Below are 16,505 nucleotides of genomic sequence, written 5' to 3'. Positions count from 1 at the left end.
AATTTACTCAAACCAGTAGCTAGGGAAATGAACACAGAAAGAAACATGCAGACGGAAGCCACAACAAAATTAGAATGAACTTCTGCTTTAATTAAGAAGCCACTAACTAATAACATATTCAGGTTAGTGATGTCGAAATTGATGTTGTTGTTTCCTTAAATTGAGGCGGAGTTTCTGCGTGAAAAATGGTAAAAAGTTTGCCTGTGACCAGACGCTACTAAACAAAACCAATGCATAACCAAAAGTGACCCAAACAAATGACTGGACATCAAGCATAATTAGGAAGCCCCCATTATTAATAGAGCAATCATAATCATTTGTGTACCAAGTTTCATATTCTTATTAGTACGCAAGTAAATAAAATTGCCAATAATAATGGCAACCGCAGCTACTGTGTAAAAACACTTACTAGGCTTACCGAGACCTTCATTTCCTGTTTTAATAAAAATTTAACATGGGAACAACTGCTTGAAAACCAACATTAGCAACAAAAAAACTGTAATCAGCCATTTAATGTCATGATGAGTAAGTAAATAAGAAAGCCCTTTTTCAGCACTTTTCATAAAGTAACCAGAGCGGCCCTTAATATGTGTCGCATCAAGATACCGTGATCTAAAATTTAACCATGTACCTTCTAATAAGCTGTTCATGCTATATTGCAAAGTAAATTCCTTGCAGCCTCTAAACCCGGACGGATCATTAGTAACGCTTATAAGAAAACCAACTGTTGAAAATGGTGACTTAGCAGCTATTTTAGTAGATGATGAGGCTACGATAAACGTGTAAAGTTTTTTGGAAATAAAGTCATCTTAATTCCTGAAAATAATGACTATGATTCGATTGTTTTAAACAAAAATCGGTAGAGAAGAATTCTAAGAAAAATTGTTCATGTAGAATATGATGTTCAATAGCACTGAAAAACATATGCCAATTTATTCTTTTAAGTCATTTATAAAAATGGTAAATTGTAATTGTATTGTTAAAAATATAGTGGGAGATGCAAATGAAATTCTTATGGATAATTGCACTAATAATATTTGTTATTTACATAATTATTAGTGATAAAAAATTAAAAAATAGAAAAGATTATAAAGAAGCATTAACACCAAGTAAAAATCCATCAAAGGAACTATTAGTAAAACGTTGGTGGGTATGGGGACTAGTACTAGTTTTAATTTGTGGTTTCTTTGTACCAGATTTAAATAATGCCGAAAATCATGATGAGACATACAAGACTAGCTCACATCATTCAAAAAAACCATCATCTGTAAAAAAGAGGAAAAGCCTTTCTGACTACGCTTCCAAAAAGGTTACCAAATTTATGCCAGTGAAGAACACAGCTAAAGCAGTTACTTTAGGTGCTGGTAAGTATAAGGTCGGTAGAGATATTAAGCCAGGCAGATACGTTATTAAAGCAGTCAAGGGCAATGGTAATTTATCTAATAGCGATTTCACTATTAACGTTATTTTAGGAAAAAATGTTAAAAGCGATCAGGTAACTTCTTTTACTACCAACTTAATAAAAAACGACAAAATTAAGTTAGACTGGATAGAGTCTACAAGCTTCACGCCAACACCAGATAAATATACTTATAAAACAAAATTAAGTGCTGGTATATGGCTAGTAGGACTTGATATTAAACCCGGAAGATATGTCATACGGCCAATAAAAGGCAGAGGTAACTTGATATCAGAAGATGGTTCTGATGATAATTTAAACGAAATATTAGGCAAAGATGCTAAAAGAGATCAAGTCAGCAAAGTAACGGCTGATTTAACTGCTGGTGAAGTTATATTGTCTACTCTAGAATTAATTGGCTTAAGTAAAAAATAAGATTTAAATATTTTGAAAATAAGAAACTTGGTAAATTGTAAAATGAAGTTGAACACTTGCCCTGATTAGAAAATGAAAAAAGTCCATTGGACTTCTTTGATAGAATGTAATTAACTACAAAATTCTAGAAAGAAGTTACCAATGAACTCCCTTAATTCTACCATATCTACTCACCAAAAAGGCCAACATCTTGCTGTGCAAGACCGCATAATTATCCAAGTTTTACGCAGCCAATACCAGGAACACTGGCACGAAGTTTTTAAGACCATCACCACCGATAATGGTTCTGAGTTTGCGGATCTAGCCCAGTTAAAAGAAGCAGCGCAGACGCTGGTCTACTACGCGCACCCCTATACTTCTTGTGAGAAGGGCGGGGTTGAGCGGCACAACCGGCTAATTCGGCGCTTCATTCCCAAAGGCAAGTCCATCAAGGATTATGACTTAAGGCAAATCTATGGCATTGATGAATGGTGCAATAACCTGCCCCGCAAGATCTTAGCCTACCACACACCCGATGAATTATATGAAAGAAGATTAGATTGCATCTATCAGATCAAGTAGAGTGTTCAACTTAAAATTGCAATTTTCGAAACAAGAAACTTCAAAGAGATCATTGTTCGAATTTAGATTTCTTAAAGGCTCTATAATTTATCCTGTTGATGGCTTATCCATGTGGTAAGCTGTTAATAGGTTTTTTATTGCATAAAAAAGGAGGACATCTTCCTCTTGCTTCTTGTAATAAAATATTAACTTCACCCAATATTTTATAGAAGGTTTGAATTATGTCCTCTTTTAATAATTATATTAAATTTGCTCTTGATATTAAAGATCAAAACATTGTTTTTGAAGATTATTTCTTCCGTTTGGCTAACGGCTATAAGCAGAAGGTTTACCAAGCTGTCTTATTGCAGCCCAAATGTCCCTTTTGTGGCTCACAGGATGCGGACACAATGGCCGTTTGAAAACCGAAATCCGCTATCCTGCTGCCAATGCCGGTCAGCCAGTCATTATTAGACTTTTTAAGCAGAGAGTCTGGTGTCGCACCTGCAATAAACGCTCAATGGCTCAATCTGACCTGGTAGGCAAATACTGCTGTATTTCCCAGCCTGCAAAGCTTAAAATTCTCAGTGCCTTAACAGAAGACCGTTCAATGACCAGCATTGCCCGGGAAAACAATGTCTCTGTCAATACGGTGCAAAGAGTGCTGGGCTCTTGCTCGCATCAGTTTAATAGCAGCTATGATTATTTGCCGGAGCATCTAGCCTTCGACGAGTTTAAAGGCGTTGACCGCACCCTGCATTTTATTTGTCTTGATGCCGACAAGCACGAGGTGGTGCAGATTCTCCGCACACGCTATAAAAAAGCAATTATAGCCTACTGCAAAAAGTTTTCGCCTGCGGCAAAACAGTTTCTCTGGACCTGAATTTTTACTATCAAGACATTGTACGAGCATGCTTTCCCAACGCTGAGCTTGTGATTGATCGCTTTCACATGGTACAAATGCTTACGCGCTCCTTCAACTCTCTGCGCGTGCAGGTCATGAAGAAATTCAAAAAGACTAGCAGAGAATACCAACTGCTTAAAGCACCCTGGAAACTGTATCTCAAGAAGTACCAGGAACTCGACCAAATTCATCCGCATTACAATTGGAATTGCAAAGACAATCTGACACAAGAGCAGGTAGTCAACGAAGGCATCACCTGCAGCACGGAGCTCACTAATGCCTACAACCTGCTGCAGGCATTTTATGAAGCTTTGGCTGCCAATGATCCGCTGGCAATTAAAGAAGTGATTCATGCTAAAGAAGAAGCAGATAAAAGTATCGTCATACTTCTATCTGCTTCCTTACTTTAGGATGTTTGACAAAGAGCTAAATAAAGCCCTATGAACGCTTTATTCATAGGGCTTTATTGAAATATTTATGGAGGTGAGGGGAATTGAACCCCTGTCCAAACGCATTCCGTCACTGACATCTACGATCATAGTTATATTATTTGAACTTCACTAGTCCAAAACGCCATATAACAGGGCTAGTATGGACTAGCTAACCTGGAATGACTCTTTTTAACTATTCAGATGAGGTAGTTAAACGTAACTCACTAAGTTGATACTTGAATTCAGACGTGAGTAATCCGAAAGCAAGCAACACATGCGCCTAAACTAGGCAGCTAATGCGTAAGAATTTTCTTTATTTGCAGTTATAAAACTGTGACGTTTTTACGTAGACGTGACCTACGAACCGCAGTCAATGCGAATCTACGCCTGTCGAATCCCAAAACACCCCCGATTTAGGTAATACAATTATAGCATAACAAAGCTAAATTGCCTAATACCAGAAGAAACCTTGCACTTTATCTAAAAAACAAATTGGTCAAAAGCCAAGGCAATTCCATCTTGATTATTTGATGCAGTTTCAAAGTTAGCTTGGTTTTTCGCTTCAGAAGAGCCATTTGCCATAACTACTGAAGTTCCTGCAACCCTAAACATAGGTATATCGTTTCGCTCATCCCCAATTGCCATCACTTCATTAGTTTCAAATCCTAGTTTTTTTGTCAAAAATTTAAGTGCCACCCCCTTGTTAACATCTGGATGCATTATTTCTAAAAAGTTATCGGCTGCTCGCACCACATAATTTTCTTTGCCAAAGGTTTTTACAACATTAGCTTCAACTTCGTCAAGCTTGACTTTTTCGTCAGCAAAAACAGCCTTAATTATTTGTTCATCTTTAGGTAGTTCATCAGGCCTTCTGATTAGAACACCAGCACTGTTTTCCCACGCCTGGACAATAGTAATTCGATTAACATTTAAATTGCTTGTAATGATTGCACTGTTTTCAGCGACAACATTGTAAGCCACGCCATGCTCTTTAGAATATTGGTCAATCTTTTCATAAGTTGTTTGATCAATTCCTAATTGTTGAAGAGTCTTACCTGTCACCGTCTCAATGACAGCGCCATTAAAAGTAACAACATATTGATTGTCCTGAACTATTCCTAGTTCATTCAAAAAATGCTTCACACCAGCTAATGGTCGTCCAGAGCAGAGTACTACCTTGATATTTCGCGCTACTGCCTTCTTAACTACTTCAATAGTAGATTGAAGTAACCTTCCCTGACTATTTAATAGTGTGTCATCAACATCAATTGCAACTAATTTAATCATTTATTTTTCCTTTACCATTTTCTTCAGGTTTACAGTTATTTTCTATCGCAGCCGACCATACTTTTGCAAATTATTTTGATAGTCAGACCAGCTCAGCCATCACTATTAAGTTTGTCTCGAAATTTTTGAGCCAATTTGTTTTTTGCCAATCAAATATAATATTTCATTATGATGATGCTTTGCTTTTCGAATACTATAATATCAAAAATAAACAAAAAAAGTCGCTAAGTTTTTCTTAGCAACTTCTCTATTTTATTATAAATTTCATCATTAACTCAAGTGAGCTAAACGAACGACATCCCGTTCAATCATTAATTCTTCATCAGTTGGAATAACTAAAGCTTTAATTTTTGAATCTGGCTTCGTAATAAATTTCTCACCATTTGATTTATTTGCTTCTAAATCAGGGTTTAAACCAATAAATTCAAATGATTTCATGATATTTTCACGAATACCAGAATCATGCTCACCTACTCCAGCAGTGAAAATAATCGCATCTGCACCTTTCATTTCAACCATGTAAGAACCAATATATTGAATGACACGATTTACAAAAATAGCTCTAGCAAGATCAGCTTTTTTATCAGAATTTTTCTCTAGGTCACGCATATCTGAGGAAATCTCAGAAATACCTAATAGACCAGATTTATCATTCAAAATATCAATCATTTCGTTAATATCAATATGGTCTTTATTCATGATATATTGCAAAACAGATGGATCAACATCACCGGAGCGAGTACCCATAGTGATGCCTGCTAATGGAGTGAAGCCCATAGATGTATCAAAAGACTTGCCACCTTTAACTGCAGTAACTGAAGCACCTGAACCAAGATGACAAACAATCAGTCTCAAATCCTTGGCATCTTTACCAAGCATTTGAGCCGCACGACCAACTATATAACGAACTGAGGTACCATGGGCTCCATATTTACGTACGCCATATTTTTCGTAATAATGGTAAGGAATTGAATACATGTAGTGAACAGGATCCAAAGTTTGGTGAAATGATGTATCAAACACGCCTACTTCAGGAACTCCTGGTAGTAATTTCATAAAGGCTTCAATGCCTTTGCCTTCTGCAGGATTATGAAGGGGGGCATATTCTTTTAAATCATAAATTTTTTGTAACTTAGCCTTGTCAATTAGTGCCGAATCGGTAAATTCTTCGCCACCCGCAACTATTCTATGACCTACACCAACAATTTCGCTTAGGTCATTAACAACATGGTATTTCTTCAAAGCCGAAAGCAATAAATTAACAGCAGTTTCCTGATCTGGAATTGCAACTTTCTCAGTATGTTTTTCGCCATTTGCCAGTTCAATTTGGAAAGAGGATCCATTAATGCCTACTCTGTCGGCAATTCCTTCTGCCAAAACCTTTTCTTCTGGTAAAGCAAACAACTTATATTTAAAAGAAGAGCTGCCTGAGTTGATTGCTAAAACTTTTTTCATAAATGTAATTCCCTCCATAAACTTGAATTTTTAACTTTTCACAAATCAATTAATATTTTTAGTATACCACTCATTTAGTTTAACATTAAGCTTTATTAGGTCTTCTTCCTTTTTAAACGAGTCTAACTTTGTGAGAAATACTTCACTATTTCTGGCATTTTTTCCATGATTTTGAAAAATTAAAATTGATCTTTGGTTAAATTTGTTTTGAAAAACATTGTCAGGCAATTCAATTATTGACCGTAAAAAAACTTTTTCTGACAGCCAAGGCATGAAGTCACTGCCGCCTTTACCAGAAAGAATTGTCTGTGGTACGAGTAGAAAAGCATAACCAGCTGGCCTGAGGTTCTTAATAATTTGTTCTATAAATAAAAGGTGAGCAAGCGAATGACCTTTCACAGATTTAGTAGCAAAATTAGCAGCATTATCATCAACCGGATAATAACCTACAGGCAAATCACTTACAACAACATCTGGGCTGGGAAACATCCAAGGAGTTAAACCATCTTGACAATACATTTCAATATCAATTTTATTCAAATGGGCTGCAATATCTGCAAAGCTTAGCATTTCTTCATCATTATCAATACCATAAAGTTCAAAATCCGCTTTAGAATGGTTGGAATTTTTTAGTTGTCTGACTACAGAAAATAGCAAATTGCCAGTGCCAATTGCCGGGTCAGCAATAATTAGTTTTTCTTTTGGCAACAGTTTGAGCATAAACATAGCGATAACAGTAGCAATAGCAGGTGGAGTCGGCATTTGATTAACATCTAGCCCATCTTCATTAACAGCTTTTAAAACTAACAAAGTGAAGATTTGTATCTTAATTTTTGGTGAAAGCTGATCGTAGTGCAAATTAGCATACTTTTGACTCAATTTTTGAACGGTCTCTTTGTCAGGAGCTCCCAACTCAACTTTTATCTGATTATTTTCTAAATTGTCAAAGGTTTCAACTAGAGCATCACCCAAAGAGACATTCAATGCTTCTTGTAAACACTTAACACAATCCAAAAAATTATTAAAAAGTTTTTCTATATTATCCATAATTTCTTCCCCTTATCTCCTAACCATTTTAATTTTAATAGAAACAAGGTTATAAGAGCAAGCAAATCAATTATTAATCAGATATTCAATCAATAAAAAATTATTTTCCATACTTTCCTGATAAACTTCTAAATAAAATTGAATAAAAATCAAACAGGTAGTCAAAACTAAGACACTACTTAAAAGTGCGTTACCTCTTATTTTCCAACTTTTGCTTTTTATCATTTACTACCTTCTTCTTCAAATTGGGACGAGAATTAAATTTAAAGTATAATTCAGACTTTCTACCATCTTTTTCCATTACATTTATTTTAATCAACCTATCTTTTGTAAGAAAATCAGCTTTTTCAACATTCAGTAATAAAGGCATGTGCCCTCCTTTAGGTGTTGTCACACGTACCATATCTTTGTATAGCGTCAAATAATAGGTAGTTGTCTCATTCTTCTTATTTGTTTTTACAAACACTGCTTTTGAGAAATTTGAATCTTTAGGTAAGGTATAAGCCTTTATACCCTTTTCTTCATTTATAAACCGATTTAATTGCACATATGAAAAAACAACATCATCTGTTTTATGTTGTGCTTTATTAGCTAATGTCAATGTCTTTAACAAATTTTGTAACATCAATACTACAATTAAGGTAATAAGAACTGAAAGCATTGCTTCAGCTAAAATAAAGCCTTTACTTCTTAATTTCATATTTTTTATTATTTTTTACATCGAGAATTTTTTTATTATCTACAAAGCGATAAAGGCGGTCATGTACCATTACCTGTTTAACGTTGGTTTTTTTCATCACGTTCCAAGCGTAAGTACGGTCAGTTTTTTGCTCAATTTTCCTTTCAATAAGTCTACTTTCCCCAATTATTAATTCTACAGTTGTAATTCCAACACATGCGATTATTAATCCAATCATGCTTTCCATTACTAAAAAGCCACACATTTTTTTATGAATCATTTATAGCACGTCCCCAAGTCATTTGTAATTTTATCTTTCGTGTATTTTTATCGTTACTGATGGTAATAGTATGAGGAGCCATTGAACCGGTAGTTGATATTTGTAAATTAGACAAATTATAAACATGTATTGGCTGGCTTATTTTTAATGATTTAAAGTAATTATCTCCAACAAATTCTATTTCTTTCAAATCCGGAAAATATTTAATAACACATGCTTGTTTACTTGTTGCTGAAACACGAGCGGCTTGTTCCACTGCACTCCTAATTTCTCCAACTGTATTCTCTAAAATTAATTTTTCTTTATAAGCATTTAACTCTATTGCACCTATTCCTGTGATGATTATTGCTATGGCCAAGGTAATAACCATTTCTACGAGAGTAAATCCTTTTAAATTAACTTTATTTAGCATTCTTTTCAACGATACCATCTTTTACAGCATAGTCCTTCGACTTTGTCAGTTGCTTCTTAGTTAGATAACCATCTGCAAACATGTTCTGAAAACTGATTGTTTTACCATTACGATCTTTATCATCTTCGTATAAAGTTACTTGAGTTTGTAAAGTTGATTTAAAGGCGTCATCTGTTTTTCTATTTGCATTGTTTTTTTGTTTTGCTAAGTTCGGAGCAATAATCACTAAAAGCATCATAATTATTGCAACTACAACTACCATTTCTATTAAAGTAAATCCCTTAACTTTACTCTTTTTCGATATCAAATTTAGTATTTTTTTCTTCATCATTATTCCTCAAATTTTTTGCATCATTGCATACATTGGTAATAATAGCTTCAAATATAAGCCAATAATGCATAATCCAATTAAAATAAAACAAAAAGGTTGTATATTTACAATTAACTTTTCTATTCTTTGTGCTAATTCATTAAAAAGTGCGTGTCCTAGAAGCATGAATTTTTTACTTAAATCTATTTTCTTTGAACCGGTTTGTAATAACAAAAGTAATTCATTCGGTAAAAAATCCTCTTTTTTGATTATTAAGTCAGGACTTATTCCCTGAGCCAACTGCTTACCCACACTCAAGCCAATTTGTTGTTGTAATGAGCCCTCCACCTGCATAGCAGCATAATCACAAATTTTTTGTAAAGAGAACCCACTCGCAAGCAAAAGTCCTACATCGTAAATTAAAATATATTCCACATATATTTGCACTAACGGCCCAATTATAGGAAAATGCCTCAGTTTACGTAGAGAAATATAATCTTGTTTTTTTAGTAAAAGCAAGACTTTACTCATAAAATAAATTATTACTAAGCAGGAAAATAATAAAATTAACAACATATAATCGCCAGTATGTTCACCAGATTCAGCAAATTGATTTGCGACAAAAGTTTGCATAAATAGTAAAAGGAAAATCATCATCAAAACTAAAACAAATGGATAGGTCAGCTCAGATTTTAGTTTTTTAAGCTGATCATTTTTCAAGCGATTCAGTGTGGCAATTTGAGTCAGGCACTCTGTTAAATTTCCTTGTGCCATTGATAATTCGATTTGAGTTACTATTGTTTTAGAAAAACCTAACTTTAACATTTCTGAACTCAATTTCTTCCCTGCTTGGATTTCAGTACATAATCTAATAAAAATATTTTTGTGATTTGGCCATATTACTGGCATCATTTCTAAACTCGCATTAAGGGAAAAGCCGTTAGATAAACTATTTTGTAAATATTCCAAAAATTCTAGTCGTTCTTTACTCGTTAATTTATCCTTGTTGATATTGCTCAAATATTTGCGCACTTATTTTTCCTCTTTCTTTGAGCTCACTTAAATTTTCTGACCAAGAGACAAAATCTGCCCTTTTTTCTTGGCTAATATCTTCTTGCAATTGGGAGCCGCTATCAATATCCATCAAACAGGCAAAACCATCTACTGTAGGTAAAAGGCGTTGATAACATACAGCCGTCAAACAGTTATACAAATCTGCTGTACTAACGTGTAAACTTTCTAATCTAGAAATAGTTTGTAAAGTGCTTTTGGCATGAACCGTAGCAAAGACAAGGTGTCCACTTAAAGCTGCATCTACAGCTAATCTTGCAGTAACTTTATTTCTAATTTCTCCAATAATCAGAATGTCTGGTCGATGGCGCAAAGATGCTTCAAGTAGTCCCTCATAGCTAATATCAGCTGCTAAATTAACCTGTGTTTGCAAGAAATCCGCCTCTTGAATTTCAACAGGATCTTCAATAGTCATTACCATTTGGTTTTTACCTACTATTTTTGCCAAATTATACATAGTAGTTGTTTTACCCGACCCAGTTGGCCCACTGGTAATTATCAATCCCCTTCTTCTAGTTAAGTCTGTTAACTTTTCAATTTGCCTATTAAAAAAATATTTGCCAGAATCAATTTGATAAATAATCCTAACAACTAAAGATTCATTATCATTAAAGTCTCCAATGCTGGAAAGTCTTAAATAGTACACAACATTTTTATACTCATATTCAAAAGCACCCACTTGAGGTCTCCGGTGTTCAGCTATATCCATTTGAGCACTAAATTTCAAAAAATTAATTATTTCTTTCCCTTCATTCACTGGATAGTGAGCTTGATTTTTGATTCCTACAATTGTTCTAAAGTTAACTGCTAACTTATTCCTCTGCAATAAGAAAAAAATGTCACTTGCACGTTTATTTATTGCTTCTTCAATCATATTATTAACTGTGTCTTTGATTCTCATCAATTCCCTCCTTTACTTTGTACTAATATTAAATACGCAAAATTGAGATAAAATTTTTACTTATTATTTACAAAAAATTGGAATTTTGCATATATTCGTTTTATAAAAAATTAAGTCTTATCTTTTATTCATTTTACTAAAAGGAACATATGAAGTGATTTAGACTCTGTTTCATATAGTTAAGCCAAACAAAAAAGTAGCACTTTCGTGCTACTTTTACCCATTAAATACATTACTAAACTGCGATTAAAACATACTTGTTTAGATAGAAAAAATTTATTAAAAATTTATTAATATGAATAAACACTAAAAACAATAAAAATTAGAAATTCACAGTAGAAGAGGCAGTATTTAAGGTTTCATCTTATTAAAATCACTCTCCTTTCTGTTTACAAATATTTGAAGCACTCAGACTTTTAAAAAATTAGCGCTATAACGATCATAAAAGAAATTCCTAAAGCCTTTGAGGTCTGTATTAATTTAATAGTTCCTTTTAATGATCATTGGTAATATTTATTTTTTATTGTTTTGATAAAGTCTTTGTAAAAATCATTTGGATTTTTTAATCTGAGTTTTAGTTTTTCTATATAGGATCAATATATTAAGTAATATTGGTAAAATAATCATTTTTAATATAGATAAAAGGATTACCGTTCATTCGCTTTAACGAAATAATTATTACAGTAAAATTTGGTGTTTGACTACCAAACTTATCTGCTTTAAATTCATCCTTACGGATTGTCTAACTCTAAAACAACCTTAATTTTTATGTACTACTCATAAATGAATATATTTTTAAAAGTACATTGATTAGCAACCTAAGTGACAGTCAGATTAGATTAGTTATCACTTAACCAACTAATTGAATTACATATATTCATAAAGATTTTATATGCTATAGCTATACATTTATATTGTGTAAAAATAATTAGCTGTGATTGCTAACCAATATAATGCAATAGAAACATTTTTTATTGCGATTTTGCTTCTTTGTATATATCATTAATAATGAAGCAAAATGATAAGTGGCTTTTTCTTTTTGCTCTAAAACTATTAAATATTTTTATTCAACAGCTTGAATTTAGGTCTATACCTACCTCCAATCTTATTATTAAATGCATTACTATGGAATATTGAATTTTCTTTAACCACAAGTGATACTATATAGGTATACAAAAAAGTAGCCAAACCCAAATTGAGGCTACTATATTAATTAACTAACACAAAAATGAAAATTTTGTGCTTACCACTATGTGGATAATTTTATTATATTACCATATTTGATAGCGGTCAAGGACAAAAGCAATCATTTGTAATACTTTTTGAGGACGAAAATAGCATGAATGTTTATTCTCGTATTTACAACTCCGCTAAAGAACACGGAATGTCAATAAAGGAATTGGCTCGAAAAGCCAAAATTGGTGAAAATAGTATTTATCGTTGGAAGACAATCAAACCGTCAATCCAGTCTTTGACTAAAGTGGCTCGACAATTGCATGTATCTACCGATTATTTATTAGGTCAAAAAGATAGTAATAGTAATTACTGCATAGATATAGCTGATGAAAATATTCAACTGCTGTATCAAGGACAAGAAATACCAGAAAAATATATTAAAATGCTCCGTTTTATTATGGAAGAAGACAAAGCAGAGAAACAAGAAAATTAGTTTTAATATAAAAAATCTCTGGAATCGCATCTTTGATTCTAGAGATTTTTAAAATAAATATTTCCTTAGTCCTCATCTGCAGCTGCTGTATAGACATTCTGAACATCATCATCATCTTCCAGAGCATCTACCAAATGATCGAATTGTTCTTTTTTATCATCTGGAACTGGAGTAGTTGTTTCAGGTATCATTGTTAATTCAGCATTAGCAAGTTTATAACCAGCTTTTTCAAGCGCATCACGTACTTGAGCAAATTGCTTAGGGTCTGTATAAATTTCATATGCATCATCGCTGGTTTGCAAGTCATCACCGCCAGCATCCATTACATCAAGTAACATTTGATCTTCATCAGCATCAGTTGTTGAGCGGTCAATAACAATGTAACCCCTACGATTGAACATATATGCAACAGAACCTGTAGCACCAAGAGAGCCGCCATTTCTGGTAAAAGCAACTCTAACAGCAGAAGCTGTTCGGTTCTTATTATCAGTTAACGCCTCAACAAAGATAGCTACACCACCAGGTGCATAACCTTCATAAGTAATTTCATCGTAATGTTCTTCTGAATTGCCTTCAGCCTTTTTAATAGCCCGGTCAATATTTGATTTAGGCATGTTGTTGGCATGAGCCTTATCCATTACCATACGCAAATTAGGATTCCCGGAAGGATCAGGACCACCATTCTTTGCAGCCATATATATTTCACGAGATAATTTTTGGAAAATTTTACCCCTCTTTGCGTCTTGCGCATTCTTGCGGCCTTGAATATTGTGCCATTTTGAATGTCCTGACATTTAAGAATCCTTCTTTCTTTTGCTAGCGTATTAACGATATTATCTTACCGCATAGCACCATAAATTTCAATACTAGCAATTATTTAGCTCAACTTTTTAGCATAATTTAATGCGCTTTCATTAAAATAAGTTTACCTTGACTCTGGTCAATTTTTTATTTAATTAGTAAAATAAAAACATTAATTGTTTTCAAAGGAGAGAGTTTTAGTGGAGGAAATAAATTCAAACAAGAAGTATATATCTTGGCCAGTCTTAACCCTGATGGCTTTTTGTACCGTGATCGGGCTGGACGATATTATGTACAACTTTCAAAATCAGGGAATGCCAGTGGTAACGTCATGGATTATCATGTGTTTGTTTTACGTCATTCCCTATTCATTAATGGTGGGCCAACTGGGATCTGTTTTTAATAATGAGGGTGGCGGCTTATCATCCTGGGTTCGTGGAACTAACGGAGAATTTCTCGGCTATTTTACTGCCTGGACATACTGGGCAGCGTCAATTCCTTATGCCGTTGATTCAGCTAACGAAATAATCGTTGATATTGGCTGGGCTTTGACCGGTTCTGAAAAGTTTCAAAGTCAAATTTCTAATACCAAATTCGCTTTGATGACCTTTGCGATGTTCATTATTTTCATTATTGTTGAACATTACTTTTCTCACTCAATGGAAGTTCTTTCTACTATTGGTGGTGGATTAATGCTCATCATGACCTTGATGTTTGTTTTCTTGGCTTTCTTGGGACTAGCAAAATCCGGTGGTCACATGGCAACACAACCGTTTACCTGGCGGACACTTATTCCCAAGTTTGACATGCATTATTGGACAACTATTGCAATGCTTATTTACGCACTGAATGGTTGTGAACTGGTGGCACCCTATGTGACTAAGATGAAAAAGCCTAAGTCTGATTTTCCTAAAGCAATGATTGCCTTGGCATTAATGACTATTTTCCTAACAGTCTTTGGCTCTTTTGCTTTGGGGATATATTTTAATAGCTACCATATTCCAAATGATTTAAAAATGAACGGCGCTTATTACGTTTTTGACATGGTAGGACACCAATATGGCTTAGGTAAAACTTTGCTCTACGTTTGGGCCTGGACTTCTGTCTTTTATAATGCCGCTTTATTAGCTGTTCTTCTTGATGCCATGACTAGGATGCTCATTTCTGATACTGGCGATAAGTATATGCCTCAGTTTTTACAGAAAAAAGACAAAAACGGTCTACCTATTAATGGCTACATTTTGACTGTTTCTTTGTCAGCGTTTATTATGCTGTTAGGTATCTTCCTACCAGATATGAACGATATCTTTAATTGGCTGCTGAATTTGAATGGAATTATTTCTCCTGGAGTAACCTGCTGGATCTTCTTCTCTTTCATGCAGATCAGGAAAAACTCGCAAAAGTTTACCTCTGACTACGTTTTTATTAAGAACGATAAGCTGGGATATCTGGCTGGTTTATTCTTACTAATAGTGACTGCTGCAGCAACTATTTTAGGAATCGCACCTCAGGACATTAAAAAATTTAGTGGCTACTGGTGGTATGAATTAATAATCAATATTGTTGCTATCATTGTATTAATCGGCTTAGGTGCTATTTTACCAAGTATCAGAAGACGTGAAGAAGAATACGGTATTGCATTTAACAAGAAGCAATGGACAACTATTTTTGTTTTGATAATCGGTTCTATTATTTTTGATCTATACCTTGGTGAGAAAAATACACTATTTCACAATGCCGCAATTAATTTTGGTCAAATTAAAATTGGGGTAAATATTGTCATGATTATTATTGAAACAATTTTGGCAATCCTAGTTTGTTGGCTTGTCGGCAGAAGAAAACCTACTCAGGTGAGCAACTAAATTTAACTCTATTCTCCGAAACTATTTTAGTTTCGGAGTTTTTATATATCAGAAAAATTTATGTAAAAATGCTTTCAAAAATAGCAGTACTCAATATTATTTCTCCCACATTGGTTAAAATATCCAAATATCTACTATATAATAGTAGTGACTGAAATAAATTAAGGAGATCTAAATGAAAAATATTCCCTTTAAAGCTGTAGCCGTTGACATGGATGGAACCTTTGAAAATGATGAAAAACAGTTTGATCATGAGCGCTTCGAAAAAGTCTTAACTAAATTGCGTCAAAGACACATCCACTTTATCGTCTCCAGTGGCAGACCATTATCACGTTTACGTCAAGATTTTTATGAATTTTTAGATCGGATTGATATTGTCGCTGATAATGGTTCAATTTTAACGAAAGACAATCAAATAATAGTTCGCCATGTGTTTACTTATAAAACTGGCATAAAATTAATTAATTTTATTCAAACCAATTATCCTTACGTTCAAATTGCTGCCAGTGGCTTGAACAACTCATATCTGAGTAAAAAGGCATTAAGTAACTTTAAAAATTTGATGCATTATTTTTATCCTAACGCCTGTGAAATTGGCGATCTTATTAATATTCCAACAAGTGATAGCCTAACCAAATTGACCTTAGAGTGCTCTGCTGAACTTGCGCATGAATTAGAACTAAAATTCAATCAGACGAATCCAGAAAGAATTCATTGTACTACCAGTGGTTTTAATAATATAGATGTAATGCCGAGTGGAGTTAATAAGGGACAGGGTTTAAAATATTTCCTGCGTTATTTTAATGTTAAACCTGAAGAATTAATTGCTTTTGGCGATGGTTTAAACGATCAAGAAATGATCGAATTAGCGGGATATAGTTATGCAATGAAAAATGGACATGAAGACCTTAAAAAAATTGCTAAATATGAGGCACCGTCTAATAACGAAATGGGCGTATTGCAAGTATTAGAGAGCTATTTAGATTAGAATAAGAATATGAATATTGTTTTAAAAATGATAA

General features: G+C 33.8%; 14 protein-coding genes, 1 other RNA gene and 2 pseudogenes. 6 read left to right on the top strand and 11 right to left on the bottom strand.

Going from position 1 to position 16,505, the window contains the following annotated elements:
- Positions 1 to 1,003: 1,003 nt before the first annotated feature.
- The 3 genes and pseudogenes from LDX54_RS04035 to LDX54_RS04025 all read left to right on the top strand — a co-directional run.
- Complete coding sequence (locus tag LDX54_RS04035) at positions 1,004 to 1,834, top strand: hypothetical protein (protein ID WP_122037468.1); 831 nt, start codon at positions 1,004 to 1,006, stop codon at positions 1,832 to 1,834.
- A 222-nt stretch (positions 1,835 to 2,056) separates the two neighbouring features.
- Positions 2,057 to 2,395, top strand: a pseudogene (locus LDX54_RS04030) (IS30 family transposase); the annotation flags it as partial.
- Between the two features lie 221 nt (positions 2,396 to 2,616).
- Positions 2,617 to 3,643, top strand: a pseudogene (locus LDX54_RS04025) (ISL3 family transposase); the annotation flags it as partial.
- 110 nt (positions 3,644 to 3,753) lie between these two features.
- Here the strand turns inward: LDX54_RS04025 and ssrA are convergent.
- From ssrA to comGA, 10 genes are all read right to left on the bottom strand, one after another.
- Positions 3,754 to 4,119: a transfer-messenger RNA gene (gene ssrA / locus LDX54_RS04020) on the bottom strand.
- Positions 4,120 to 4,189: 70 nt separating this feature from the next.
- The gene (locus tag LDX54_RS04015; protein ID WP_187156531.1) at positions 4,190 to 4,996 is read right to left on the bottom strand and encodes a Cof-type HAD-IIB family hydrolase; all 807 of its coding nucleotides are present in this window, start codon (positions 4,994 to 4,996) and stop codon (positions 4,190 to 4,192) included.
- 270 nt (positions 4,997 to 5,266) lie between these two features.
- Positions 5,267 to 6,451 carry an acetate kinase gene (locus LDX54_RS04010; RefSeq protein WP_110445916.1) on the bottom strand — a complete coding sequence of 395 codons (1,185 nt, stop codon included), beginning with the start codon at positions 6,449 to 6,451 and terminating at the stop codon, positions 5,267 to 5,269.
- Positions 6,452 to 6,496: 45 nt separating this feature from the next.
- Complete coding sequence (locus LDX54_RS04005) at positions 6,497 to 7,498, bottom strand: class I SAM-dependent methyltransferase (RefSeq protein WP_265666805.1); 1,002 nt, start codon at positions 7,496 to 7,498, stop codon at positions 6,497 to 6,499.
- 190 nt (positions 7,499 to 7,688) lie between these two features.
- A complete protein-coding gene (locus LDX54_RS04000; protein WP_265666806.1) occupies positions 7,689 to 8,198 on the bottom strand; it encodes a ComGF family competence protein in 510 nt (169 codons plus the stop codon).
- Positions 8,182 to 8,457: a type II secretion system protein gene (locus LDX54_RS03995; protein WP_122037462.1), complete on the bottom strand. Its 276-nt coding sequence runs from the start codon at positions 8,455 to 8,457 to the stop codon at positions 8,182 to 8,184. The genes LDX54_RS04000 and LDX54_RS03995 overlap by 17 nt, the downstream gene beginning before the upstream one ends.
- On the bottom strand, positions 8,447 to 8,869 hold the full coding sequence (locus tag LDX54_RS03990; RefSeq protein ID WP_233558039.1) for a prepilin-type N-terminal cleavage/methylation domain-containing protein: 423 nt from the start codon (positions 8,867 to 8,869) through the stop codon (positions 8,447 to 8,449). The genes LDX54_RS03995 and LDX54_RS03990 overlap by 11 nt, the downstream gene beginning before the upstream one ends.
- A complete protein-coding gene (comGC, locus tag LDX54_RS03985; protein WP_265666807.1) occupies positions 8,859 to 9,197 on the bottom strand; it encodes a competence type IV pilus major pilin ComGC in 339 nt (112 codons plus the stop codon). The genes LDX54_RS03990 and comGC overlap by 11 nt, the downstream gene beginning before the upstream one ends.
- Positions 9,198 to 9,206: 9 nt before the next feature.
- Complete coding sequence (locus LDX54_RS03980) at positions 9,207 to 10,211, bottom strand: type II secretion system F family protein (RefSeq protein ID WP_046324668.1); 1,005 nt, start codon at positions 10,209 to 10,211, stop codon at positions 9,207 to 9,209.
- The gene (gene comGA, locus LDX54_RS03975) at positions 10,177 to 11,151 is read right to left on the bottom strand and encodes a competence type IV pilus ATPase ComGA (protein WP_046324667.1); all 975 of its coding nucleotides are present in this window, start codon (positions 11,149 to 11,151) and stop codon (positions 10,177 to 10,179) included. The genes LDX54_RS03980 and comGA overlap by 35 nt, the downstream gene beginning before the upstream one ends.
- A gap of 1,339 nt (positions 11,152 to 12,490) precedes the next feature.
- Here comGA and LDX54_RS03970 point away from each other — a divergent pair.
- The gene (locus LDX54_RS03970) at positions 12,491 to 12,820 is read left to right on the top strand and encodes a helix-turn-helix domain-containing protein (protein WP_265666808.1); all 330 of its coding nucleotides are present in this window, start codon (positions 12,491 to 12,493) and stop codon (positions 12,818 to 12,820) included.
- A 65-nt stretch (positions 12,821 to 12,885) separates the two neighbouring features.
- Here the strand turns inward: LDX54_RS03970 and LDX54_RS03965 are convergent, their stop codons facing one another.
- A complete protein-coding gene (locus LDX54_RS03965; RefSeq protein WP_046324664.1) occupies positions 12,886 to 13,614 on the bottom strand; it encodes a YebC/PmpR family DNA-binding transcriptional regulator in 729 nt (242 codons plus the stop codon).
- Between the two features lie 207 nt (positions 13,615 to 13,821).
- On the opposite strand from LDX54_RS03965, the gene LDX54_RS03960 reads away from it, so the two are divergent.
- Entirely contained in the window at positions 13,822 to 15,483 is a 1,662-nt protein-coding gene (locus LDX54_RS03960) for an amino acid permease (protein WP_187156526.1), read from the top strand.
- A 175-nt stretch (positions 15,484 to 15,658) separates the two neighbouring features.
- Positions 15,659 to 16,471 carry a Cof-type HAD-IIB family hydrolase gene (locus LDX54_RS03955; RefSeq protein WP_122025905.1) on the top strand — a complete coding sequence of 271 codons (813 nt, stop codon included), beginning with the start codon at positions 15,659 to 15,661 and terminating at the stop codon, positions 16,469 to 16,471.
- The last annotated feature ends 34 nt before the right edge of the window (positions 16,472 to 16,505 follow it).

The organism is Lactobacillus sp. IBH004, assembly GCF_026185255.2.
GTDB classification, from domain to species: Bacteria; Bacillota; Bacilli; order Lactobacillales; family Lactobacillaceae; genus Lactobacillus; species Lactobacillus melliventris.
This window is presented reverse-complemented; position numbering and strand designations above follow the sequence as displayed.